Origin of the sequence: Streptomyces sp. OR43 (assembly GCF_008042275.1) — a bacterium.
Classification (GTDB): Bacteria; Actinomycetota; Actinomycetes; order Streptomycetales; family Streptomycetaceae; genus Streptomyces.
In genome coordinates, this window is the sequence record NZ_RDBK01000043.1 from 3,866,863 (window position 1) to 3,886,625 (window position 19,763).

The window sequence follows — 19,763 nt, forward strand, 5'->3', positions numbered from 1 at the left end:
GTGCTGCCGGGGGTGGGCGGCGTACCGCCCCCGTCCTTCTGAGCCAGCTTGTCCACCGCTCCCTTGGCCTTCTGCGTACCCGACACGATCTTGTCGCTGTACTTGCCCTTGGTCTTGGCGTCCACCGTGCGCGCGGCCTTGTCGAGCCCCTGGTCGATCTTGTCCCCGTGCTGTTGCGCGAGGTCGCTCACCTTGTCCTTCGCGGGGCTCAGCTTCGCCTTCAAATTGTCCATGAAGCCCATCGGACACCTTCTCTGCTGGGGGCTGCGTGCGCGTGCTCTCCCCGGTCCCGATACCCGCCGCGCCGCCCCCTACTCTCCCGGCCGCGGTATCGGCGGCCTCGGGGGACAAACGGCAGAACCATGAGAAACCACCCATATGGAGACACCATTTTACTCGGCGGTGCGTGACGACGCGCATACCCCGCGGTCTGTCCGTCGCCCATTCGGGAACGGCCCGGAGGTTTGCGAGACTGTGGCAGTGAGAAGTCCAGCTCCCGCACCGCGGGTCATCGCCGTCGTCGGTCCCACCGCAGCCGGAAAGTCCGACCTGGGGGTGTTCCTCGCTCAGCAGCTCGGGGGCGAAGTGGTCAATGCCGACTCCATGCAGCTCTACCGGGGGATGGACATCGGCACCGCCAAACTGACACCCGCCGAACGCGGCTCGGTGCCCCACCGGCTGCTGGACATCTGGGACGTCACCGAGACGGCGAGCGTGGCGGAGTACCAGCGCCTGGCCCGCGCCGAGATCGACCGGCTGCTCTCCGAGGGCCGCACGCCCGTCCTGGTCGGCGGCTCCGGTCTGTACGTGAAGGGCGCGATCGACGCCCTGGAGTTCCCCGGTACGGACCCCGGCGTCCGGGCCGCCCTGGAAGCGGAGCTGGCCGAGCACGGCTCGGGCGCTCTGCACGCGCGGCTGGCCGGGGCCGACCCGGAGGCGGGCCGCGCCATCCTGCCGAGCAACGGCCGGCGCATCGTGCGGGCCCTGGAGGTCATCGAGATCACCGGCAAGCCGTTCACCGCCAACCTTCCCGGTAACGATGCGGTCTACGACGCCGTGCAGATCGGCGTCGACGTGGCCCGCCCCGAACTCGACGAACGCATCACCGTACGCGTCGACAGGATGTGGGAGGCCGGGCTCGTGGACGAGGTACGCGACCTGGAAGCACGCGGGCTGCGTGAGGGCCGCACCGCCTCCCGTGCGCTCGGCTACCAGCAGGTGCTCACCGCCCTGGCCGGGGAATGCACGGAGGACGAGGCGCGCGCCGAGACCGTGCGCGCCACCAAACGCTTCGCGCGCCGCCAAGACTCGTGGTTTCGCCGCGACCCGCGTGTCCAGTGGCTGAACGGTGCCGTGGAGCACCGCGGGGAACTCCCGGGCCGGGCGCTGGCGTTGGTCGAACGAGCGGTTACAGCCTGATCACGTGATGGCATCGGGAAGCCCTGCCCGTCATTTCGGCGACCTGCGGCGTGCCATCATCGAGCATCGATCGACCAGTGGAGTCCGAGTTGGGAGGGCGCGTGGCGATGGAGGCCGGCCCTCGCGACACAGAACAAGACGCACCGGACACGCAGCACGAGGCAGGACGTCTGAGCCCCGACGGGCCCGATGAGCTCGCGGTGACCCCCGAGGTCGAGGTGGAGCTGCGTCCCGCCCGTCGGATGCGTATCTGGCAGCTCGCGCCGATCGTCATGCTGGCCGCGCTGGGATCGCTGATGTTCGCCTTCCCGCTCGCCTTCGAGGTGGGTGACGGTGGCCCTGTGGTCGCCATGCTGGGGCTGCTGATCAGCTGCTGCGCCGCGGGCTGGGGCATGATGGCCGCCCGCCGCGTCGGGCACATCTGGCCAGGACTGCCGTCCCGGGGTTCCGGGGAGCGGGCCGACTGGCGGGTGATCGCGCTGTACGTGGCGGTGTGCGCCGTACTGGTCGCGCTGGCCGTCTGGCGCGTCGCCCGGCTGCGGGGCTGAGGGAGCGGACCGGGCGCCCGGGCCGTCCGGCGGGCCGGTTCGCCGCGCTGTCGGTGCGGGCTCGTACAGTTGTCTCGTGACCACCTCGCAGATCGCCTTCCTCAAGGGCCACGGCACCGAGAACGACTTCGTGATCGTTCCCGACCCGGACAACGCCATCGACCTGCCGGCGTCCCTCGTCGCGGGGCTGTGCGACCGGCGCGCCGGTATCGGCGGCGACGGCGTGCTCCACGTCGTGCGCTCCGCCGCCCACCCCGAGGCCCGGGTCATGGCGGACGACGCCGAGTGGTTCATGGACTACCGCAACGCGGACGGCTCGGTCGCCGAGATGTGCGGCAACGGCGTGCGGGTCTTCGCCCGCTATCTGCAGCACGTCGGCGCCGTGGAGGAGGGCGACCTCGCGGTGGCCACCCGTGGCGGCGTGAAGAAGGTGCACCTCGCCAAGAACGGCGACATCACCGTGTCGATGGGCCGCGCCCTGCTTCCCGGCGACGGGGTCACCGTCACCGTCGGCGACCGCAGCTGGGACACCCGCAACGTGAACATGGGCAACCCGCACGCCATCGCGTTCGTCGACGACCTGGCGCACGCCGGGGACCTGTTCAGTGAGCCGTCGTTCGCGCCGGCCGCCGTCTACCCCGACGGGGTCAACATCGAGTTCGTCGTGGACCGCGGGCCCCGGCACGTCGCGATGCGGGTCCACGAGCGCGGCTCGGGCGAGACCCGCTCCTGCGGCACGGGCGCCTGCGCCGTGGCCGTCGCCGCGGCCCGCCGGGACGCGGCGGACCCCGCGGAGACCGGAGTTCCGGTCACGTACACCGTCGATCTGCCGGGCGGCACCCTGGTGATCACCGAGCGCCCGGACGGCGAGATCGAGATGACCGGAGCAGCCGTGATCGTCGCCGAGGGCACGATCGATCCGGCGTGGTTCGACACGGTGGACGGACAGCGCCCGAAGCGTTGAACGGGCCGCGAGTGACACGGTGACGGGACAGCGCCCGACACGCTGAAGGAACAGGGCCCGAAGCTCCGAGCCGGCGAAGATCGAAACGCTGAGCGAACAGAGCTTCGCTCGAATGGGTGATCCGTTTCACGCTGGGCGAGAGCCGGACTCCGCCGCGTGGTGGGGTCGGTAGCATCAAGCACCGGCCCGGAAGCGCGACCGCGCCTCCCCACCGCCGGTCGACGTTGCCGGAGGTGCCCCATGAGCGCAGAGGCCACCAACCCAGGTGCTCCCATCCGCAGGCGGGGCCGTCCCCGGATCGATCTCCGCAGGCTCGGCCGGGTCGCCCTGCTCGGCCCGGTCTCCCGGGACCGGCTGCCGGACGCCATCGGACATGTCGCCGAGGCGCACCGGGCCCACCACCCCGACGCCGACCTCTCCGTACTGCACCGGGCCTACGTCCTCGCGGAGAGCTCGCACCGCGGACAGATGCGCAAGAGCGGCGAGCCGTACATCACGCACCCGCTCGCGGTCACGCTCATCCTCGCCCAGCTCGGCGCCGAGACCACGACCCTGACCGCGTCCCTCCTCCACGACACCGTCGAGGACACCGAGGTGACCCTCGACCAGGTACGCGAGCAGTTCGGCGAGGAGGTCTGCTACCTCGTCGACGGGGTGACCAAGCTGGAGAAGGTCGACTACGGCGCCGCCGCCGAGCCCGAGACGTTCCGCAAGATGCTCGTCGCCACCGGCGACGACGTCCGGGTGATGTCGATCAAGCTCGCCGACCGGCTGCACAACATGCGCACGCTCGGCGTGATGCGCCCCGAGAAACAGGCCAGGATCGCCCACGTCACCCGTGACGTCCTGATCCCCCTCGCGGAACGGCTCGGTGTGCAGGCGCTCAAGACCGAGCTGGAGGACCTCGTCTTCGCCATCCTCCATCCCGAGGAGTACGCGCACACCCGCGCCGTGATCTCCGCCGCGACCGCCGCGACCGCGACGGCGGACCCGCTCACCGCCATCGCGGACAACGTGGCCTCGGTGCTGCGGGAGGCCGGCATCACCGCCGAAGTGGCCGTCCGGCCACGCCACTTCGTCTCCGTGCACCGCGTCCGGATCAAGCGCGGTGAACTGCGCGGCAGCGACTTCGGACGCCTGCTGGTGCTCGTCGGTGAGGACGCCGACTGTTACGCCGTCCTCGGTGAGCTCCACACCTGTTTCACCCCGGTGATCTCCGAGTTCAAGGACTTCATCGCCTCACCCAAGTTCAACCTGTACCAGTCGCTGCACACCGCGGTGGTGGGCCCGGACGGCGAGGTCGCCGAAGTCCTCATCCGTACCCACCGCATGCACAAGGTCGCCGAGGCCGGCGTCATCGCGCTCGGCAATCCGTACGCCGCGGACGGCACGGCGCCGAGCGCCGAACCCGCCGACGGCACGGCACCCGGAGCCGAACCCGTCGACGGCGAACGGGCCGACCCGACCCGACCCGGCTGGCTCTCCCGGCTGCTCCAGTGGCAGCAGTCCGCGCCCGACCCCGACACGTTCTGGACCACCCTGCGAGCCGACCTCGCCCAGGACCGGGAGATCACCGTCTTCCGCACCGACGGCGGCACGCTCGGCCTGCCCGCGGGCGCCAGCTGCGTGGACGCCGCCTACGCGCAGTACGGCGACGCCGCCCACAGCTGCATCGGCGCCCGGGTGAACGGCCGGCTCGCCACCCTCAGCACCGTGCTCGGCGACGGCGACACGGTCCAGCCGCTCCTCGCCGAGGACGCCGCGTCCGGCCCCTCGCCCGACTGGCTCGACCACGCCAGGACACCCACCGCCCGCATCGCCATCACCGGCTGGCTCGATACACACCCCCAGGACACGGAGGCCGCCGCCGGCGGCCCGGCGGACGCCCCCGGGCCCGGTCCGCAGCCGGACCGGGCCGCCCGGCCCGCGCGGGGCGGACCCGCCGGAACGGCAGGCCGTCCCGTGAGCGCCGTGGTCGAGCGGCCCGACACCACCGTGCGCCTCGCGGGCTGCTGCACCCCCGTACCCCCCGACGAGGTCACCGGCTTCACGGTGCGAGGCGGCGCCGTCACCGTGCACCGGCTGGAGTGTCCGGTCGTGACCAGGATGGAGGCCGTCGGCCGGGTGCCGGTCGTCGTGAGCTGGGGCGACGCGGCCGAATGCCGGGTGACCCTGGTCGCGGAGTCCTTCGGACGACCCCGCCTCCTCGCCGACCTCACCGAGGCGATCGCCGGTGCGGACGCGGCGGTCATCTCGGCGACCGTCGAGCCCCCCAGCGAACAGCGCGTACGCCACACCTACACCCTGCAACTGCCGGACGCCGCGGGACTGCCCGCGCTGATGCGCGCCATGCGTGACGTACCGGGTGTGTACGACGTGAGCCGCGCCCAGCACCCGGCCGCCGCGCTCTGACGGACCGCCGCGCCCAGCACCCGGCGGCCGCGCTCTGACGGACCGCCGCATGTCGGCGCGGCCTGAGCACCCCCCGCACTTCCGCCACGGCGGATCTCGTTCGGGTGGCGCGGTGCGCGCCGTCCCGGTATGGCGGGCGCGGCGCTGGTAGCCGTAGTCCATGCCGTTCCTCTCCCGCCGTCTGCGGGCCGCCCTGCTGGCCACCGCATCGGCCACTCTCGTCGCCGCCACCCTGCCCGCACCGGTGCCCCTCGGCATCGGGGACCCGCTCTTCCCGCATCTCGGCAACCCCGGATACGACGTACTCGCCTACGACATCGGCCTCAGCTACCGGGGCCGCAACAGCGAACCCCTCGACGCCGTCACCACGATCGAGGCCCGGACGACCGAGCCGCTGGACCGGATCAACCTCGACTTCACCCGCGGAACCGTTCACTCCGTCGACGTCAACGGCCTGCGCGCGGACTTCGCGGCTGAGGGCGAGGACCTGGTCATCGGAGTGCCGGGCCGCCTCCCGGCAGGCGTGCCGCTGCGCATCACCGTGCACCACACGAGCGATCCCTCGGGCGAGCGGGACAGCGGGGGCTGGGTCCGGACCGCCGACGGGCTCGCCATGGCCAACCAGGCCGACGCCGGGCACCGGGTCTTCCCGGGCAACGACCACCCCGCGGACAAGGCGTACTTCACCTTCCGCGTCACCGCCCCGCAGGAGCTCACCGTGGTGGCCAACGGGGAGCGGACCGGAAGGGTCCGGCACGGCGACCGCACCACCTGGACCTACCGCACCGGTCACCCCATGGCCACGGAACTGGCCCAGGTCAGCATCGGCCGGTCCGCCGTCGCCGAGCGCACCGGCCCGCACGGTCTGCCCGTGCGCGATGTCGTACCGGCCGCCGACCGGGAGAGGCTGGAACCCTGGCTGAAGAAGACACCGGGCCAGCTGGAGTGGATGGAACAGCAGGTCGGCCGCTACCCGTTCGAGAACTACGGCGTGCTGGTCGCCGACACCGAGACCGGGTTCGAGCTGGAGACCCAGACCCTCTCCCTCTTCGAGCGCCGCCTGTTCACCGACGGCGGTTACCCCGAGTGGTACGTCGACTCGGTCATGGTCCACGAGCTGGCCCACCAGTGGTTCGGCGACAGCGTCTCCCCGCTGACCTGGTCCGATCTCTGGCTCAACGAGGGACACGCCAGCTGGTACGAGGCGCGCTATGCGGAGGAGCACGCCCACAAGCCGCTGGAGCGCAGGATGCGCGAGGCCTACACCCGCTCGGACGGCTGGCGCGCCGCGGGCGGCCCGCCGGCCCGCCCCGCCGCGCCGGCACCCGGCGAGAAGATCAGCCTGTTCCGGCCGGTGGTGTACGACGGGAGCGCGCTGGTCCTGTACGCGCTCCGCCAGAAGATCGGCGAGGGCGCCTTCGACCGGCTGGAGCGGCTCTGGGTGCGGAAGCACCGCGACTCCAACGCCGCCACGGCCGACTTCACCGCCCTGGCGTCCCGGGTGGCCGGACGTGACCTGACCGCGTTCTTCGACGGCTGGCTGTACGGGAAGAAGACACCGCCCATGCCGGGGCACCCGGACTGGGCGAGCGCGACACCCGCGGGCAGCGGTAAACCCGCGTGACGGGCGGGGCCCGCCGTGCCACTATCGACGAGTCGCCACGGCGGCCGGACCGGAGAAATCCCCCTGCGGGAATCATCCCGGGAGGTCACGCGTTGTGACTGATGTACACCACTCCTCTCGACGTAAGGATCCAATGACCTCCTCTTCTTCCCTTCCCCAGGACGCGCAGGACGCGCAGAGTGCCACGGAGAACGTCACCGAGAGCCTCACCGAAAGCCTTCGGGCCGACGCCCTGATGGAAGAGGACGTCGCCTGGAGCCACGAGATCGACGGAGCGCGGGACGGCGACCAGCTGGACCGCTCCGACCGTGCCGCACTGCGGCGCGTGGCGGGCCTCTCCACCGAACTCGAGGACGTCACCGAGGTCGAATACCGGCAGCTGCGCCTGGAGCGCGTGGTGCTCGTCGGTGTCTGGACCTCGGGCACGGTGCACGACGCGGAGATTTCCCTCGCCGAACTGGCGGCCCTGGCCGAGACGGCCGGAGCCCAGGTGCTCGACGCCGTCTTCCAGCGGCGTGACAAGCCCGACCCGGCCACCTACATCGGTTCCGGCAAGGCGCTCGAACTGCGAGACATCGTTCTGGAAACAGGGGCCGACACCGTCGTCTGCGACGGTGAGCTCAGCCCCGGCCAGCTCATCCACCTGGAAGACGTCGTCAAGGTCAAGGTGGTCGACCGGACCGCTCTGATCCTCGACATCTTCGCCCAGCATGCCAAGTCCCGCGAGGGCAAGGCACAGGTCTCGCTGGCACAGATGCAGTACATGCTGCCGCGCCTGCGCGGCTGGGGTCAGTCGCTCTCCCGTCAGATGGGCGGCGGCGGTTCCAGCGGCGGTGGCGGCATGGCCACCCGTGGTCCCGGTGAGACCAAGATCGAGACGGACCGGCGACGGATCCGCGAGAAGATGGCGAAGATGCGCCGGGAGATCGCGGAGATGAAGACCGGCCGCGAGATCAAGCGGCAGGAGCGCAAGCGCAACAAGGTGCCTTCGGTCGCCATCGCGGGCTACACCAATGCGGGCAAGTCCTCGCTGCTCAACCGGCTGACCGGTGCGGGTGTGCTGGTGGAGAACGCCCTGTTCGCCACCCTCGACCCGACCGTGCGCCGGGCCGAGACGCCGAGCGGGCGGATCTACACCCTCGCCGACACCGTCGGGTTCGTACGGCACCTGCCGCACCACCTGGTCGAGGCGTTCCGCTCCACCATGGAGGAGGTCGGCGAGTCCGATCTCATCCTGCACGTGGTCGACGGCTCGCACCCGGTCCCGGAGGAGCAGCTCGCCGCGGTGCGCGAGGTGATCCGCGAAGTGGGCGCGGTCGACGTGCCCGAGATCGTGGTGATCAACAAGGCGGACGCTGCCGACCCGCTGGTACTCCAGCGACTGCTGCGCAACGAGAAGCACGCGATCGCGGTGTCGGCACGGACCGGCGCCGGCATCGACGAGCTGCTCGCCCTCGTCGACAGCGAGCTGCCGAGGCCCTCGGTCGAGATCGAGGCACTCGTGCCGTACACCCAGGGCGGACTCGTCTCCCGGGTGCACGCCGAGGGTGAGGTGATCTCCGAGGAGCACACGTCGGAGGGCACCCTGCTCAAGGCGCGGGTGCACGAGGAGCTCGCTTCGGACCTCGCCGCTTTCGTACCCGCGGTGAGCTGAGCACAGCGATCACGGCGGAGGGCCGGCACCCCATGGGGTGCCGGCCCTCCGCCGTTTCCGGGCGCGGGTGCTGCTACCGGGCTCCGAACTTGTCGCTCATCATCGTGAAGATCTGCTGGGCGCCCTCGCCGAGGTGGGGTCCGGCGAGCCAGCCTGCGGTCACCGGTCCGATGGACGTGTTGGACACCAGGGCCAGCTTGCCGTCGCTCGTCTCGCTGAACCAGCCACCCCCGGACGAGCCGCCGGTCATCGTGCAGCCGATGCGGTACATCGTGGGCGTGGCGGGGCTGAGCGAGAGCCGGCCGGGACGGTCGACACACTTGTGCATGATCAGACCGTCGTACGGCGGGGCGGCGGGGTAACCCCAGGCCCCCATCGCGCTGATCTGCGTGACCTGAGGGGCGTCGAAGTCGACCGGCAGGGCGTTGCCCACGGTCTCCTCCAGGGACTTGGTGCCCTGCTCGGGCTTCACGTGCAGGACCGCGTAGTCGTACGGGGCACCCTCGCCGCCGGTGGGGCCGCCGTCGGCCAGCCACTCGCCCGAGGTGCTGGCCCAGTCCGCCCAGTAGGCACCGTACGGGGCGATCTCCCGCGGCTGCGCGTTCTTCAGCGAAGTGGCGTCCTTGCCCTGGTCGTTGTAGGCGGGCACGAAGACGATGTTGCGGTACCAGCCGCCCTTCGCGCCGGCGTGAACGCAGTGACCGGCCGTCCATACCAGGTTGGACCTGCCAGGATTCTTCGGGTCCTTGACGACCGTGCCCGAGCAGACCATGGAGCCCTCGGGGGAGTCGAAGAACACCTTGCCGACCGGGGCCGCGTAGTCGTGGTACGGCGTCTTCTCGCGCTCGGCCGTGACCGGCGCCGGCTCCGGGTCGCTGACGCCCTGGTCACCGGAGAGGTCCCCCGCGGACATCGTCTTGGCCGGGTCCTTCGCCGTCTTCATCCGGTCGGGCTTCCACAGTCCGTCGATGACCGGGTTGACGAAGTCCTTGGCCTCGTGCAGCCACTGGTCCTTGTCCCAGTTCTTCCAGTCGCCGCTCTTCCACTTGTCCAGGTCGACACCGTGCTTCTTCAGGGTGTCGGCCAGGTCGGCGGATATGTCGCCGCCGGAGTCCTTGCCTTCGGCCGACGTGGTGGCCGCGGGCTTGTCGGCAGCGGCGTCCTCGCTCGGACCGCAGGCCGTCGCCGTCAGCGCGAGTGCGGCGACGAGGCCGGTCGCGCTCAGCAGCGGACGTATGAATCGCATGGAAAGATTCCCCCTGAAACCTTTAAAAATGGCATGAGCGTGTCATGTCGCACGCCGGACGGACCGGCTGTCGGTGATGTGCGGGGACCACCCTATGACGCCCGGGACGGCGGCTCCTGCCACCGGAGGGCCGACGGGCCGGGAGCCCGGAAGTCACGAGGTGGATCAGGGGCCTTCCGTGAAAGGGTGTCCCGCGCAAGGCCCCTGTCGGGCCGGGTCGCCCTTCGCCCCGGGGGGAAAGGCGACCCGATCCCGCCCTACTGTCCCGCGTACTTCTTGCTGACCGAGTCGTAGACGCCCTTGGCTTCCTTGCCGAGGCGCGGACCGGCGAGCCAGCCGGCCGACACCGGGCCGATGGAGGTGTTGGAGACCAGCGCGGGCTTGCCGTCCTGCCCCGCCGCGACCCAGCCGCCACCGGAGGAACCGCCGGTCATCGAGCAGCCGATGCGGTACATCGTCGGGTCGTTCTCGGTGAGCGACAGCCGGCCCGGCTTGTCCTTGCACTGGTAGAGCTTCTGGCCGTCGTACGGCGGAGCGGCCGGGAAGCCGGTGGCCGTCATGTCGGCGATCTTGGGCACCGCCGGGGCGTTGAACTCGACGGGCAGCGCCGAACCGACCGTCTCCTCCAGGGACTTGCCTGTAGAACCCTTCTCCGGGGTCACGTGCAGCACGGCGAAGTCGTACGGGGCGCCCAGGCCGCCGACCGAAGCGCCCTGGTCGATCCACTGCTCGGAGGTCTGCGCCCACGAGCCCCACCACACGCCGTACGGGGCGACCTTCTCCTTGGGCGGGTTGTTCCGCAGTTCGTCGCTCGACAGCCCGCTGTTGTTGTACGACGGAACGAAGGCGATGTTGCGGTACCAGCCGCCCTTCTTGCCCGCGTGCACACAATGTCCGGCGGTCCACACCATGTTGGACTTTCCGGGGTGTGCCGGGTCCTTCACCACGGTTGCCGAGCAGACCATCGAACCCTCGGGGCCGTCGAAGAACAGCTTCCCGGACTCGGCGGCGTTGTCGTGGAAGGGCGTCTGCACGCCGACGGCGCGGACCGGGGCGGGTGTCGGGTCCGTCACGCCGGCGTCGCCGGAGATGTCGTTGTCGACGGGCTGCTCGGGGGCCTTGTCGGCGTCCCGCATCCGGTCCGGGTCCCAGAGGCCCTCGATGATGGGGTTGATGTAGTCCTTGGCCTCACGCAGCCACTTGTCCTTGTCCCAGTTCTTCCAGTCGCCGCCCTTCCACTGGTCGAGGTCGATCCCGTGCTCCTTGAGCCGGTCCTTCAGATCATCCGGAATGGTGATCTTGCCGTCCGACGTCTGGCCCGCGGAACTGCTGCTCGGCTCGGTGCTCGCGTCGTCCTCGCCGGGCCCGCAGGCCGTCGCGGTGAGGGCGAGGACGGCGGTGACCGCCGCCGTCGCGAGCACGGTGGAGGGGGTGCGGCGAGCGCTTCCCCCACGGCGTGCGGTGAATCCTGGTCGAATGAGTCGCATCTCGTGATCCCCCTGGGACTTCGTAACCCAACGCTTCTGTACTGCACTTCCGCACTGCCCGACGCCCGCGGGCCGGCTCCACCGGACTGCGCTCCGGGCGCCTTTCCGGGCAGGCCACGGCGCCCAGGAGGTTGTCCCGGAGCCACGGCACGGTCCCCCACTATGCCGGTGCGGCCATGGACGGCGTGCGGCAGGGCCCCGGTTGGGGTCCGCAAGGATCTTCGGATTTACCCGTGATCCGCCGCGCCCGGCGTCGTTGGTACGTACGGGGGACACGGAGACAGCGTTCACCCCCGTAGTCCGTCCTTGCGGAATCGTGCTGACGTGCAACGCAACTGTTACAGCGGGAGGATCAACAGCCGTGGCCGTGACCGAACCAGCTCCGGCACCACCACTCGCGCCGCACGAGGGCATCCTGCGCCGTCAGTCGCTGCGTGAATCGGCCGCCCGTACCTATGCGCGCTCACTGCCGATCGTGCCGGTACGGGCGCGAGGGCTCACCATCGAGGGAGCGGACGGGCGGCGCTATCTCGACTGCCTGTCCGGCGCGGGGACCCTGGCCCTCGGGCACAACCACCCGGTCGTCCTGGAGGCGATCAAGAAGGTCCTCGACTCCGGCGCGCCCCTGCACGTGCTCGATCTGGCCACACCGGTCAAGGACGCCTTCACCACGGAGCTTTTCGCCACGCTGCCGCGGGAGTTCGCCGACAACGCGCGCATCCAGTTCTGCGGACCGGCCGGCACCGACGCGGTCGAGGCGGCCTTCACCCTGGTCCGTGCCGCCACCGGCCGCAGCGGCCTGCTCGCCTTCACCGGTGCGTACCACGGCATGACCGCGGGTGCCCTCGCGGCGTCCGGCGGCGCCGAGGACGTACGGGTGACGCGGCTCCCGTTCCCGCAGGACTACCGCTGCCCCTTCGGCACCGGAGGCGAACACGGCGCGGAACTCGCCGCGCGGTGGACCGAGAGCGTGCTCGACGACCCCAAGAGCGGAACTCCCGCACCGGCCGGCATGATCCTCGAACCCGTCCAGGGCGAAGGCGGGGTCAACCCGGCACCCGACCTCTGGACGCGGCGGATGCGGGAGATCACCGCGGCCCGTTCCATCCCTCTGATCGCCGACGAGGTCCAGACCGGCGTCGGCCGGACCGGGGCCTTCTGGGCCGTCGAGCACAGCGGCATCGTGCCCGACGTGATGGTGCTGTCCAAGGCCATCGGAGGCTCCCTGCCGCTCGCCGTGATCGTCTACCGCTCCGAACTCGACACCTGGCAGCCGGGCGCGCACGCAGGCACCTTCCGCGGCAACCAGCTCGCCATGGCCGCCGGCACCGCAACCCTCGCGTACGTGCGGGAGAACCGGCTCGCCGATCGGGCAGCCGACCTCGGCGCCCGGATGCTCGCGAGCCTGCGGGCCCTTGCCTCCCAGCACTCCTGCATCGGCGACGTCCGAGGGCGGGGCCTGATGATCGGCGTCGAGCTCGTCGACCCCGAGGCCGCCCCGGTCGGCCCGGGCGGCGAGGCACCACCGGATCCCGTGCTCGCCACGGCCGTCCAGCAGGAGTGTCTGCGCCGCGGACTCATCGTCGAGCTCGGCGGCCGTCACTCCACCGTCGTACGCCTGCTCCCGCCCCTCACGCTCACCGACGAACAGGCGACAGCGGTCGTCGACCGCCTCGCCGACGCCCTGGCAGCCGCCGAACGCTCACCGTATCGACGGGCCGCGACCGCGTCGATCCGCTGACCCCGGAAACCATCACAGGAAAGACCGCCGTGAACCCCACCCCCGCGCCCGAGGCCGACGGCCCTCCCTCCAGCCACCACCGGGGAGAGGCCGGGACCTCCGGCCACCTCGCCGTCGAGACGTCGACCGTGCCGCGCCAGAAGGAGGTGCCGCACGGTCAGTGGCAGAGCCACCGGACGACCGCCGCCTGTGCCGCACCGGCAACGGACCCGCTGGACCACCCGGACCCGCTGCGCGCCGCCGACGCGGCAGGCATCGAGAACCTGCTCCGCTGCTGGGTCCGCGAATGCGACCTGCCCCGCCCGGAAGAGGACACCCTCCGCATCCCGCTCCCCGCCAGCGGCACCGCTCTGCTCGTCCCCGTCCGCCACTGGTCCGCCACCGGCTGGCACCGCTTCGGCCCGCCCCTCCTGGAACAGGCCCCAGAAGGCGCGCCCACCGCCGACGCCGTCACCGTCGCCGCGCTCCTGGGCCGAGAGGCCGACCACAACGAGGGCGCCGACATGGTGGCCAGGGTGGCCGACTCGGTACGGCGGACCGCCGGATTCATCGCCGTCCAACGGCGCCGGCCCACCGCCCCCGCCGAAGCGGACCTCTTCCTCACCGCGGAACAGTCCCTGCTCCTCGGCCACCCGCTCCACCCCTCGCCCAAGAGCAGGGAAGGCCTCTCCGACTCCGAGTCCCGCCTCTACTCGCCCGAGGCACACGGCTCCTTCGCGCTCCACTGGATGGCCGTCGACCGTTCCGTCCTGGCCACCGACTCGGCCTGGACCGACCACGGCCGGCCGGTCCCGGCCGCGGAACTCGTGGCCCGCCACGCCGAGGGCCTGCGCATCCCCGCGCACACCACGCCGATCCCGCTCCACCCCTGGCAGGCCCGCGAACTGGCGATGCGCCCCGAAGTCGCCGCCCTCGCCGACTCCGGCCTGCTGCACGACCTCGGCCCGTACGGCGAGCGCTGGCACCCCACCTCTTCGGTACGCACCGTGCAACGGCCCGGCGTCGACCTCATGCTGAAGCTCTCCCTCGGCGTGCGCATCACCAACTCCCGCCGGGAGAACCTCCGCAAGGAGCTCCACCGCGGCGTGGAGGTCCACCGGCTGCTGCGCACCGGACTCGCCCGGCAGTGGCATGCCGCCCACCCCGGCTTCGACATCGTCCGGGACCCCGCCTGGCTGGCGGTCGACACCCCCGAGGGCGAACACGTCCCCGGCCTCGACGTCATGCTGCGCCACAACCCGTTCGACCGGTACGACGACGCCGTCTGCATCGCCGGGCTCACCGCACCGCGCCCCTGGCCGGACCGGCCGGAGATGCGCTCCCGCCTCGCCGACATCGTCCGCCGCCTCGCCGCCGCCACCGGCCGGACCACGACGGCCGTCGCAGCCGAGTGGTTCCTGCGCTACCTGGACCGCGTGGTGCAGCCGGTCCTCTGGCTCGACGGCAACGCCGGAGTCGCGCTCGAAGCACACCAGCAGAACACCCTGGTCCTCCTCGACGCCGAGGGCTGGCCGGTCGGCGGCCGCTACCGCGACAATCAGGGCTACTACTTCCGTGAATCCCATCGCGCCGTGCTCGACCGCAGGCTCCCCGGCATCGGAGCGGTCAGCGACACCTTCGTCTCCGACGCCGTCACCGACGAACGCTTCGCGTACTACCTCGGCATCAACAACGTGTTCGGACTGATCGGGGCGTTCGGGGCGCAGCAGCTCGCCGACGAACAGGTGCTCCTCGCCGCCTTCCGGCGGTTCCTGGGCACGGCCACCGCACTGGGATCCCCACTGCCCGCCCAACTGCTGGAAACCCCCCGCCTGCGCTGCAAGGCCAACATGCTCACGCGCCTGCGGGGCCTCGACGAACTCGTCGGACCCGTGGACACCCAGTCCGTCTACGTCACCATCACCAACCCCCTGTGCGGCTGAGGAAGCCGCCCCGTCCCCGCCGGGACGCCGACCATCGAGCGACGGACGCCAACCGTCCGGAGAGGAGAGCGTCACCGTGCCTCCCGCCGATGCGCCCACCGACCCCCAGGCCGACCAGGGCGCCGAGGACACACTGGACCTGCGGCTCACCGCCGAACTGCTCGCGCTCCTGGGCGAGGAGGTCCCCGCGGACGGAAACGGACCGCAGGACTCCGGTCTCCTCGACCGGCCGGAGCGGTGGAAGCCCGTCACGACGCCGGCCGGCGTGTTCCAGCTCGTCCCCGTGCGACTGGAACGCGACCTCGCGGTGATCAGCCGCTGGATGAACGACCCTGCCGTCGCGGCCTTCTGGGAACTCGCCGGAGCCGAGACCGTCACCGCCGGACACCTGATGCCCCAACTCGACGGCGACGGGCGCAGCGTTCCCTGTCTGGGGGTGCTCTCGGGTGTGCCCATGAGCTACTGGGAGATCTACCGCGCCGATCTCGACCCCCTGGCCCGGCACTGCCCGGTCCGGCCGCACGACACCGGTATCCACCTCCTCATCGGCGAGGTGGGCCGGCGGGGCCGCGGGACCGGGAGCACCCTGCTGCGGGCCGTCGCCGACCTCGTACTCGACAACCGCCCACGGTGCACCCGCGTCGTCGCCGAGCCCGACGTCCGCAACACCCCGTCCGTCTCCGCCTTCCTGAGCGCTGGATTCCGCTACTCCGCCGAGGTCGAACTCCCGGAGAAGCGGGCCGCGCTGATGGTCCGCGACCGAGCCCACCGTGCCCAGCTGTGAACGATCCGCTGCCCTGTCCCCGCCGCTCGAACCCCGTCGGTTCCCACCCGAGGAGTCCCCGTGCAGAAATATCCCGCGAGCCGTGACGCAGCCCCTTCGCCCGCGCTGCTCAGCACCCCGGAACTGAACCGCGCGGTCTGGGACCGGGCCGCCGCCCGCCTGCTCGCCAAGATGCTCGGCGAATTCGCCTACGAGGAGGTGATCCGACCCGTCCCACGATCCGCCGGCGGTGATACGTACACCCTGGTGCTCGACGACGGCGGCAGCCTGAGCTTCACCGCCCGGCGGGGGGTCTACGGCAGCTGGCGCGTCGCCCCCGACTCGATCCGGGAGGCGAACAGCGAGGCGACGGAGGCCGACGCCGCCGGGGCGCCGGGCCATGACCAGGTCGCGGACAGCGTCCCCTTCGGGGATCCGCTGCGGTTCCTCGCCCGCGCCCGCCGGCTCCTCGATCTGGACGGTGCCACCCTCGGCCATCTCGTGCGCGAACTCACCACCACGCTCACCGCCGACGCCCGCCTCGACCACGGCGCACTCGCCGCCGCCGAACTGGCCGACCTCGGCTACGCCGAGCTCGAAGGCCACCAGACGGGCCACCCCTGGATCGTCGCCAACAAGGGGCGGCTCGGCTTCTCCGCCGCCGACGCGGCCCGCTACACGCCCGAGGCCCGCACCCCGGTCACCCTGCCCTGGATCGCCGTCTCCTCACGGATCGCCGCCTACCGGGGCGTGAGCGAGCTGGCCGACCCCGGCCGCCTCTACGCCCAGGAGCTGGACCCAGCGGTCCGGGAGTCGTTCTCGGACGTCCTGCGCGGCCGCGGTCTCGACCCGGACGGCTACTACTGCCTGCCCGTGCACCCCTGGCAGTGGGACGAGTGGATCGTGCCCCTGTTCGCCCCCGCCATCGCCGCCGGCGACATCGTCCCGCTGCACGCCGACCCGGACCTGCGGCTGCCGCAGCAGTCCATCCGCACCTTCGCCAACCTGGACCGGCCCGACCGGCACACGGTCAAGCTCCCGCTGTCCATCCTCAACACCCTGGTCTGGCGCGGCCTGCCGACCGAACGCACCCTCGCCGCGCCCGCCGTCACCGGCTGGGTGCAGGGGCTGCGCGACAACGATCCGTTCCTGCGGGACACCTGCGGTGTCATCCTCCTCGGCGAGGTCGCCTCGGTCACGGTCGAGCACCCGCTCTACGACCACCTCCCCGAGACGCCGTACCAGTTCAAGGAGATCCTCGGCGCGATCTGGCGCGAGCCGCTGCTGCCGCGCCTCGCACCCGGCGAGCGGGCCCGCACCCTCGCCTCGCTGCTGCACACCGACCCCCGGGGCCGTGCCTTCACCGCCGAGCTGGTCGCCCGCTCCGGTCTGACGCCGACCGGCTGGCTGACCCGCCTCTTCGCCGCGCTGCTCCCGCCGCTGCTGCACTTCCTGTACCGCTACGGCACGGTGTTCTCCCCGCACGGCGAGAACGCCATCGTCGTCTTCGACGACCACGACGTTCCGGTACGCCTGGCGATCAAGGACTTCGTCGACGACGTGAACATCAGCGCCCGGCCGCTGCCCGAGCACGACACGATGCCGCCGGACGTGCGCCGCGTCCTGCTCACCGAGGAACCCGCCTTCCTCACCCAGTTCATCCACTCCGGCCTCTTCACCGGAGTCTTCCGCTTCCTGTCCCCGCTCTGCGAGGAACAGCTCGGCATCCCGGAGAGCGCGTTCTGGTCACTCGTCCGGGCGGAGATCCTGCGCCACCAGGCCCGCTTTCCCGAGCTGAAGGAGAGGTTCGAGATGTTCGACATGCTGACGCCCCGCATCGAGCGCCTCTGCCTGAACCGCAACCGCCTGCACCTGGACGGTTACCGGGACCGGCCCGAGCGCCCGCACGCGGCGGTCCACGGCACGGTGCCCAACCCGCTCCACCCCTCCGCGTGAGTCCCGGAGTGACCGTCGTTGTCAGCGGCGCCCCGTAGGCTGGACGAGCTATGACGAAGCCATCTCTCCCCGAGCTCCTGCACGCCGCCGTGACCGCCGTCGGCGGTACGGAGCGACCCGGCCAGGCCGCCATGGCCGATGCCGTCGCCGAGGCAGTGGACGACCAATCCCACCTGCTCGTCCAGGCGGGCACCGGTACGGGCAAATCGCTCGGCTACCTGGTGCCCGCCCTGGCCCATGGCGAGCGCGTCGTGGTGGCCACGGCGACGCTGGCCCTGCAGCGCCAGCTCGTGGAGCGCGATCTTCCGCGTACGGTCGACGCCCTGCATCCGCTGCTGCGCCGCCGCCCGCAGTTCGCCATGCTCAAGGGCCGGTCGAACTACCTCTGTCTGCACCGTCTCCACGAGGGCGTGCCGCAGGAGGAGGAAGAGGGGCTCTTCGACCAGTTCGAGGCGGCGGCCCCGTCGAGCAAGCTCGGCCAGGACCTGCTGCGCATGCGGGACTGGGCGGACGAGACGGAGACGGGCGACCGGGACGACCTCACCCCCGGTGTCTCGGACCGGGCCTGGGCACAGATCTCCGTCTCCTCCCGGGAGTGCCTGGGCGCCACCAAGTGCGCGTACGGGGCCGAGTGCTTCGCCGAGCAGGCCCGCGAGCGCGCCAAGCTCGCCGATGTGGTGGTCACGAACCACGCGCTGCTGGCCATCGACGCCATCGAGGGCGCCCCGGTGCTCCCGAGCCACGAGGTACTGATCGTCGACGAGGCCCATGAGCTGGTCTCCCGGGTCACCGGAGTGGCCACCGGCGAGCTCACCCCGGGCCAGGTCAACCGGGCGGTGCGCCGGGCGGCGAAGCTGGTCAACGAGAAGGCCGCCGACGCGTTGCAGACGGCGTCGGAGGGGTTCGAGCGGGTCATGGAGCTGGCCCTGCCCGGCCGGCTGGAGGAAGTGCCCGAGGACCTCGGATACGCGCTGATGGCGCTGCGGGACGCCGCTCGTACGGTGATCACCGCGCTCGGCTCCACCCGTGACAAGTCCGTCGCGGACGAGGACGCGGTCCGTAAGCAGGCGCTCGCCTCGGTCGAGAGCATCCATGGCGTGGCGGAACGCATCACGCAGGGCTCCGAGTACGACGTCGTCTGGTTCGAGCGCCACGACCGCTTCGGCGCCTCCGTGCGGGTCGCCCCGCTCTCGGTCTCCGGGCTGCTGCGCGAGAAGCTCTTCAACGAGCGCTCCGTGGTCCTCACCTCGGCCACGCTCAAGCTGGGCGGGGACTTCAACGGGGTGGGCGCGTCCCTCGGGCTCTCCCCGGAGGGCACCGCCGGCGATGACATCCCGCAGTGGAAGGGCCTCGACGTCGGCTCGCCCTTCGACTACCCGAAGCAGGGGATCCTGTACGTCGCCCGGCATCTGGCGACACCCGGCCGGGAGGGGTCCCGTACCGACATGCTGGATGAGCTCGCCGAGCTGGTGGAAGCCGCGGGCGGGCGCACGCTCGGGCTGTTCTCCTCGATGCGGGCGGCCCAGGCCGCCGCCGAGGAGCTGCGGGGCCGGCTGGAGAAGCCGATCCTGCTCCAGGGCGAGGAGACCCTGGGGGAGCTGATCAAGAACTTCGCGGCCGACCCGGAGACCTGTCTCTTCGGCACGCTCTCGCTCTGGCAGGGGGTCGACGTCCCCGGTGCGAGCTGTCAGCTGGTGGTCATGGACCGGATTCCGTTCCCCCGGCCCGACGATCCGCTGATGAGCGCGCGGCAGAAGGCCGTCGAGGAGGCGGGGGGCAACGGCTTCATGGCGGTGGCCGCCACGCACGCCGCGTTGCTGATGGCCCAGGGCGCCGGCCGTCTGGTCCGGGCCACCGGAGACAAGGGCGTCGTCGCCGTGCTCGACCCGCGCCTGGCCAATGCCCGGTACGGCAGCTATCTGCGCGCCTCGCTCCCCGACTTCTGGTACACGACCGACCCGAACCAGGCACGCCGCTCGCTCGCCGCGATCGACGCGGCGGCCAAGGCAGACGCGAAGTAGCCCGCA

The 19,763-nt window shown here is 71.5% G+C and carries 14 protein-coding genes; 11 read left to right on the top strand and 3 right to left on the bottom strand.

What is annotated here, in order from left to right; translation table 11 throughout:
* Positions 1-242: antitoxin (locus EAO72_RS36575; protein ID WP_148022239.1), on the bottom strand; the 242-nt coding region annotated here is incomplete at its 3' end.
* Between the two features lie 238 nt (positions 243-480).
* On the opposite strand from EAO72_RS36575, the gene miaA reads away from it, so the two are divergent.
* The 6 genes from miaA (at position 481) to hflX (ending at position 8,621) form a co-directional block, all read left to right on the top strand.
* Positions 481-1,419, top strand: coding sequence for a tRNA (adenosine(37)-N6)-dimethylallyltransferase MiaA (gene miaA / locus EAO72_RS36580; RefSeq protein WP_148021310.1), 939 nt, complete (start codon positions 481-483; stop codon positions 1,417-1,419).
* 107 nt (positions 1,420-1,526) lie between these two features.
* On the top strand, positions 1,527-1,967 hold the full coding sequence (locus tag EAO72_RS36585; protein ID WP_148022240.1) for a hypothetical protein: 441 nt from the start codon (positions 1,527-1,529) through the stop codon (positions 1,965-1,967).
* Between the two features lie 76 nt (positions 1,968-2,043).
* Complete coding sequence (dapF, locus tag EAO72_RS36590) at positions 2,044-2,931, top strand: diaminopimelate epimerase (protein ID WP_148021311.1); 888 nt, start codon at positions 2,044-2,046, stop codon at positions 2,929-2,931.
* 240 nt (positions 2,932-3,171) lie between these two features.
* Positions 3,172-5,343, top strand: coding sequence for a RelA/SpoT family protein (locus EAO72_RS36595; protein ID WP_148021312.1), 2,172 nt, complete (start codon positions 3,172-3,174; stop codon positions 5,341-5,343).
* Positions 5,344-5,503: 160 nt separating this feature from the next.
* Positions 5,504-6,967, top strand: a complete 1,464-nt coding sequence (locus tag EAO72_RS36600; RefSeq protein ID WP_148021313.1) for a M1 family metallopeptidase — start codon at positions 5,504-5,506, stop codon at positions 6,965-6,967.
* Between the two features lie 133 nt (positions 6,968-7,100).
* On the top strand, positions 7,101-8,621 hold the full coding sequence (hflX, locus tag EAO72_RS36605) for a GTPase HflX (protein ID WP_148021314.1): 1,521 nt from the start codon (positions 7,101-7,103) through the stop codon (positions 8,619-8,621).
* A 73-nt stretch (positions 8,622-8,694) separates the two neighbouring features.
* Here the strand turns inward: hflX and EAO72_RS36610 are convergent, their stop codons facing one another.
* Both EAO72_RS36610 and EAO72_RS36615 read right to left on the bottom strand, forming a co-directional pair.
* Positions 8,695-9,867, bottom strand: a complete 1,173-nt coding sequence (locus EAO72_RS36610; RefSeq protein ID WP_148021315.1) for a trypsin-like serine peptidase — start codon at positions 9,865-9,867, stop codon at positions 8,695-8,697.
* Positions 9,868-10,124: 257 nt separating this feature from the next.
* On the bottom strand, positions 10,125-11,354 hold the full coding sequence (locus EAO72_RS36615) for a trypsin-like serine peptidase (protein WP_187285331.1): 1,230 nt from the start codon (positions 11,352-11,354) through the stop codon (positions 10,125-10,127).
* Positions 11,355-11,715: 361 nt separating this feature from the next.
* Between EAO72_RS36615 and EAO72_RS36620 the strand changes: the two genes are divergently transcribed.
* The 5 genes from EAO72_RS36620 to EAO72_RS36640 all read left to right on the top strand — a co-directional run bounded on the left by EAO72_RS36620 (position 11,716) and on the right by EAO72_RS36640 (position 19,757).
* Positions 11,716-13,095, top strand: coding sequence for a diaminobutyrate--2-oxoglutarate transaminase family protein (locus tag EAO72_RS36620; RefSeq protein WP_148021317.1), 1,380 nt, complete (start codon positions 11,716-11,718; stop codon positions 13,093-13,095).
* Positions 13,096-13,124: 29 nt separating this feature from the next.
* Entirely contained in the window at positions 13,125-15,017 is a 1,893-nt protein-coding gene (locus EAO72_RS36625; protein ID WP_148021318.1) for an IucA/IucC family protein, read from the top strand.
* A gap of 76 nt (positions 15,018-15,093) precedes the next feature.
* Entirely contained in the window at positions 15,094-15,801 is a 708-nt protein-coding gene (locus EAO72_RS36630) for a GNAT family N-acetyltransferase (RefSeq protein WP_148021319.1), read from the top strand.
* A 60-nt stretch (positions 15,802-15,861) separates the two neighbouring features.
* A complete protein-coding gene (locus EAO72_RS36635) occupies positions 15,862-17,736 on the top strand; it encodes an IucA/IucC family protein (RefSeq protein WP_148021320.1) in 1,875 nt (624 codons plus the stop codon).
* 50 nt (positions 17,737-17,786) lie between these two features.
* Positions 17,787-19,757, top strand: coding sequence for an ATP-dependent DNA helicase (locus tag EAO72_RS36640; protein ID WP_148021321.1), 1,971 nt, complete (start codon positions 17,787-17,789; stop codon positions 19,755-19,757).
* Positions 19,758-19,763: the final 6 nt, after the last annotated feature.

What these genes read in the sequence shown, in the direction of transcription:
- EAO72_RS36585 (WP_148022240.1), top strand. Translation starts at nt 1,527, where the DNA reads ATGGAGGCCGGCCCTCGCGACACAGAACAAGACGCACCGGACACGCAG.
- EAO72_RS36595 (WP_148021312.1), top strand. Translation starts at nt 3,172, where the DNA reads ATGAGCGCAGAGGCCACCAACCCAGGTGCTCCCATCCGCAGGCGGGGC.
- EAO72_RS36600 (WP_148021313.1), top strand. Translation starts at nt 5,504, where the DNA reads ATGCCGTTCCTCTCCCGCCGTCTGCGGGCCGCCCTGCTGGCCACCGCA.
- hflX (WP_148021314.1), top strand. Translation starts at nt 7,101, where the DNA reads ATGACCTCCTCTTCTTCCCTTCCCCAGGACGCGCAGGACGCGCAGAGT.
- EAO72_RS36610 (WP_148021315.1), bottom strand. Translation starts at nt 9,867, where the DNA reads ATGCGATTCATACGTCCGCTGCTGAGCGCGACCGGCCTCGTCGCCGCA.
- EAO72_RS36615 (WP_187285331.1), bottom strand. Translation starts at nt 11,354, where the DNA reads ATGCGACTCATTCGACCAGGATTCACCGCACGCCGTGGGGGAAGCGCT.
- EAO72_RS36640 (WP_148021321.1), top strand. Translation starts at nt 17,787, where the DNA reads ATGACGAAGCCATCTCTCCCCGAGCTCCTGCACGCCGCCGTGACCGCC.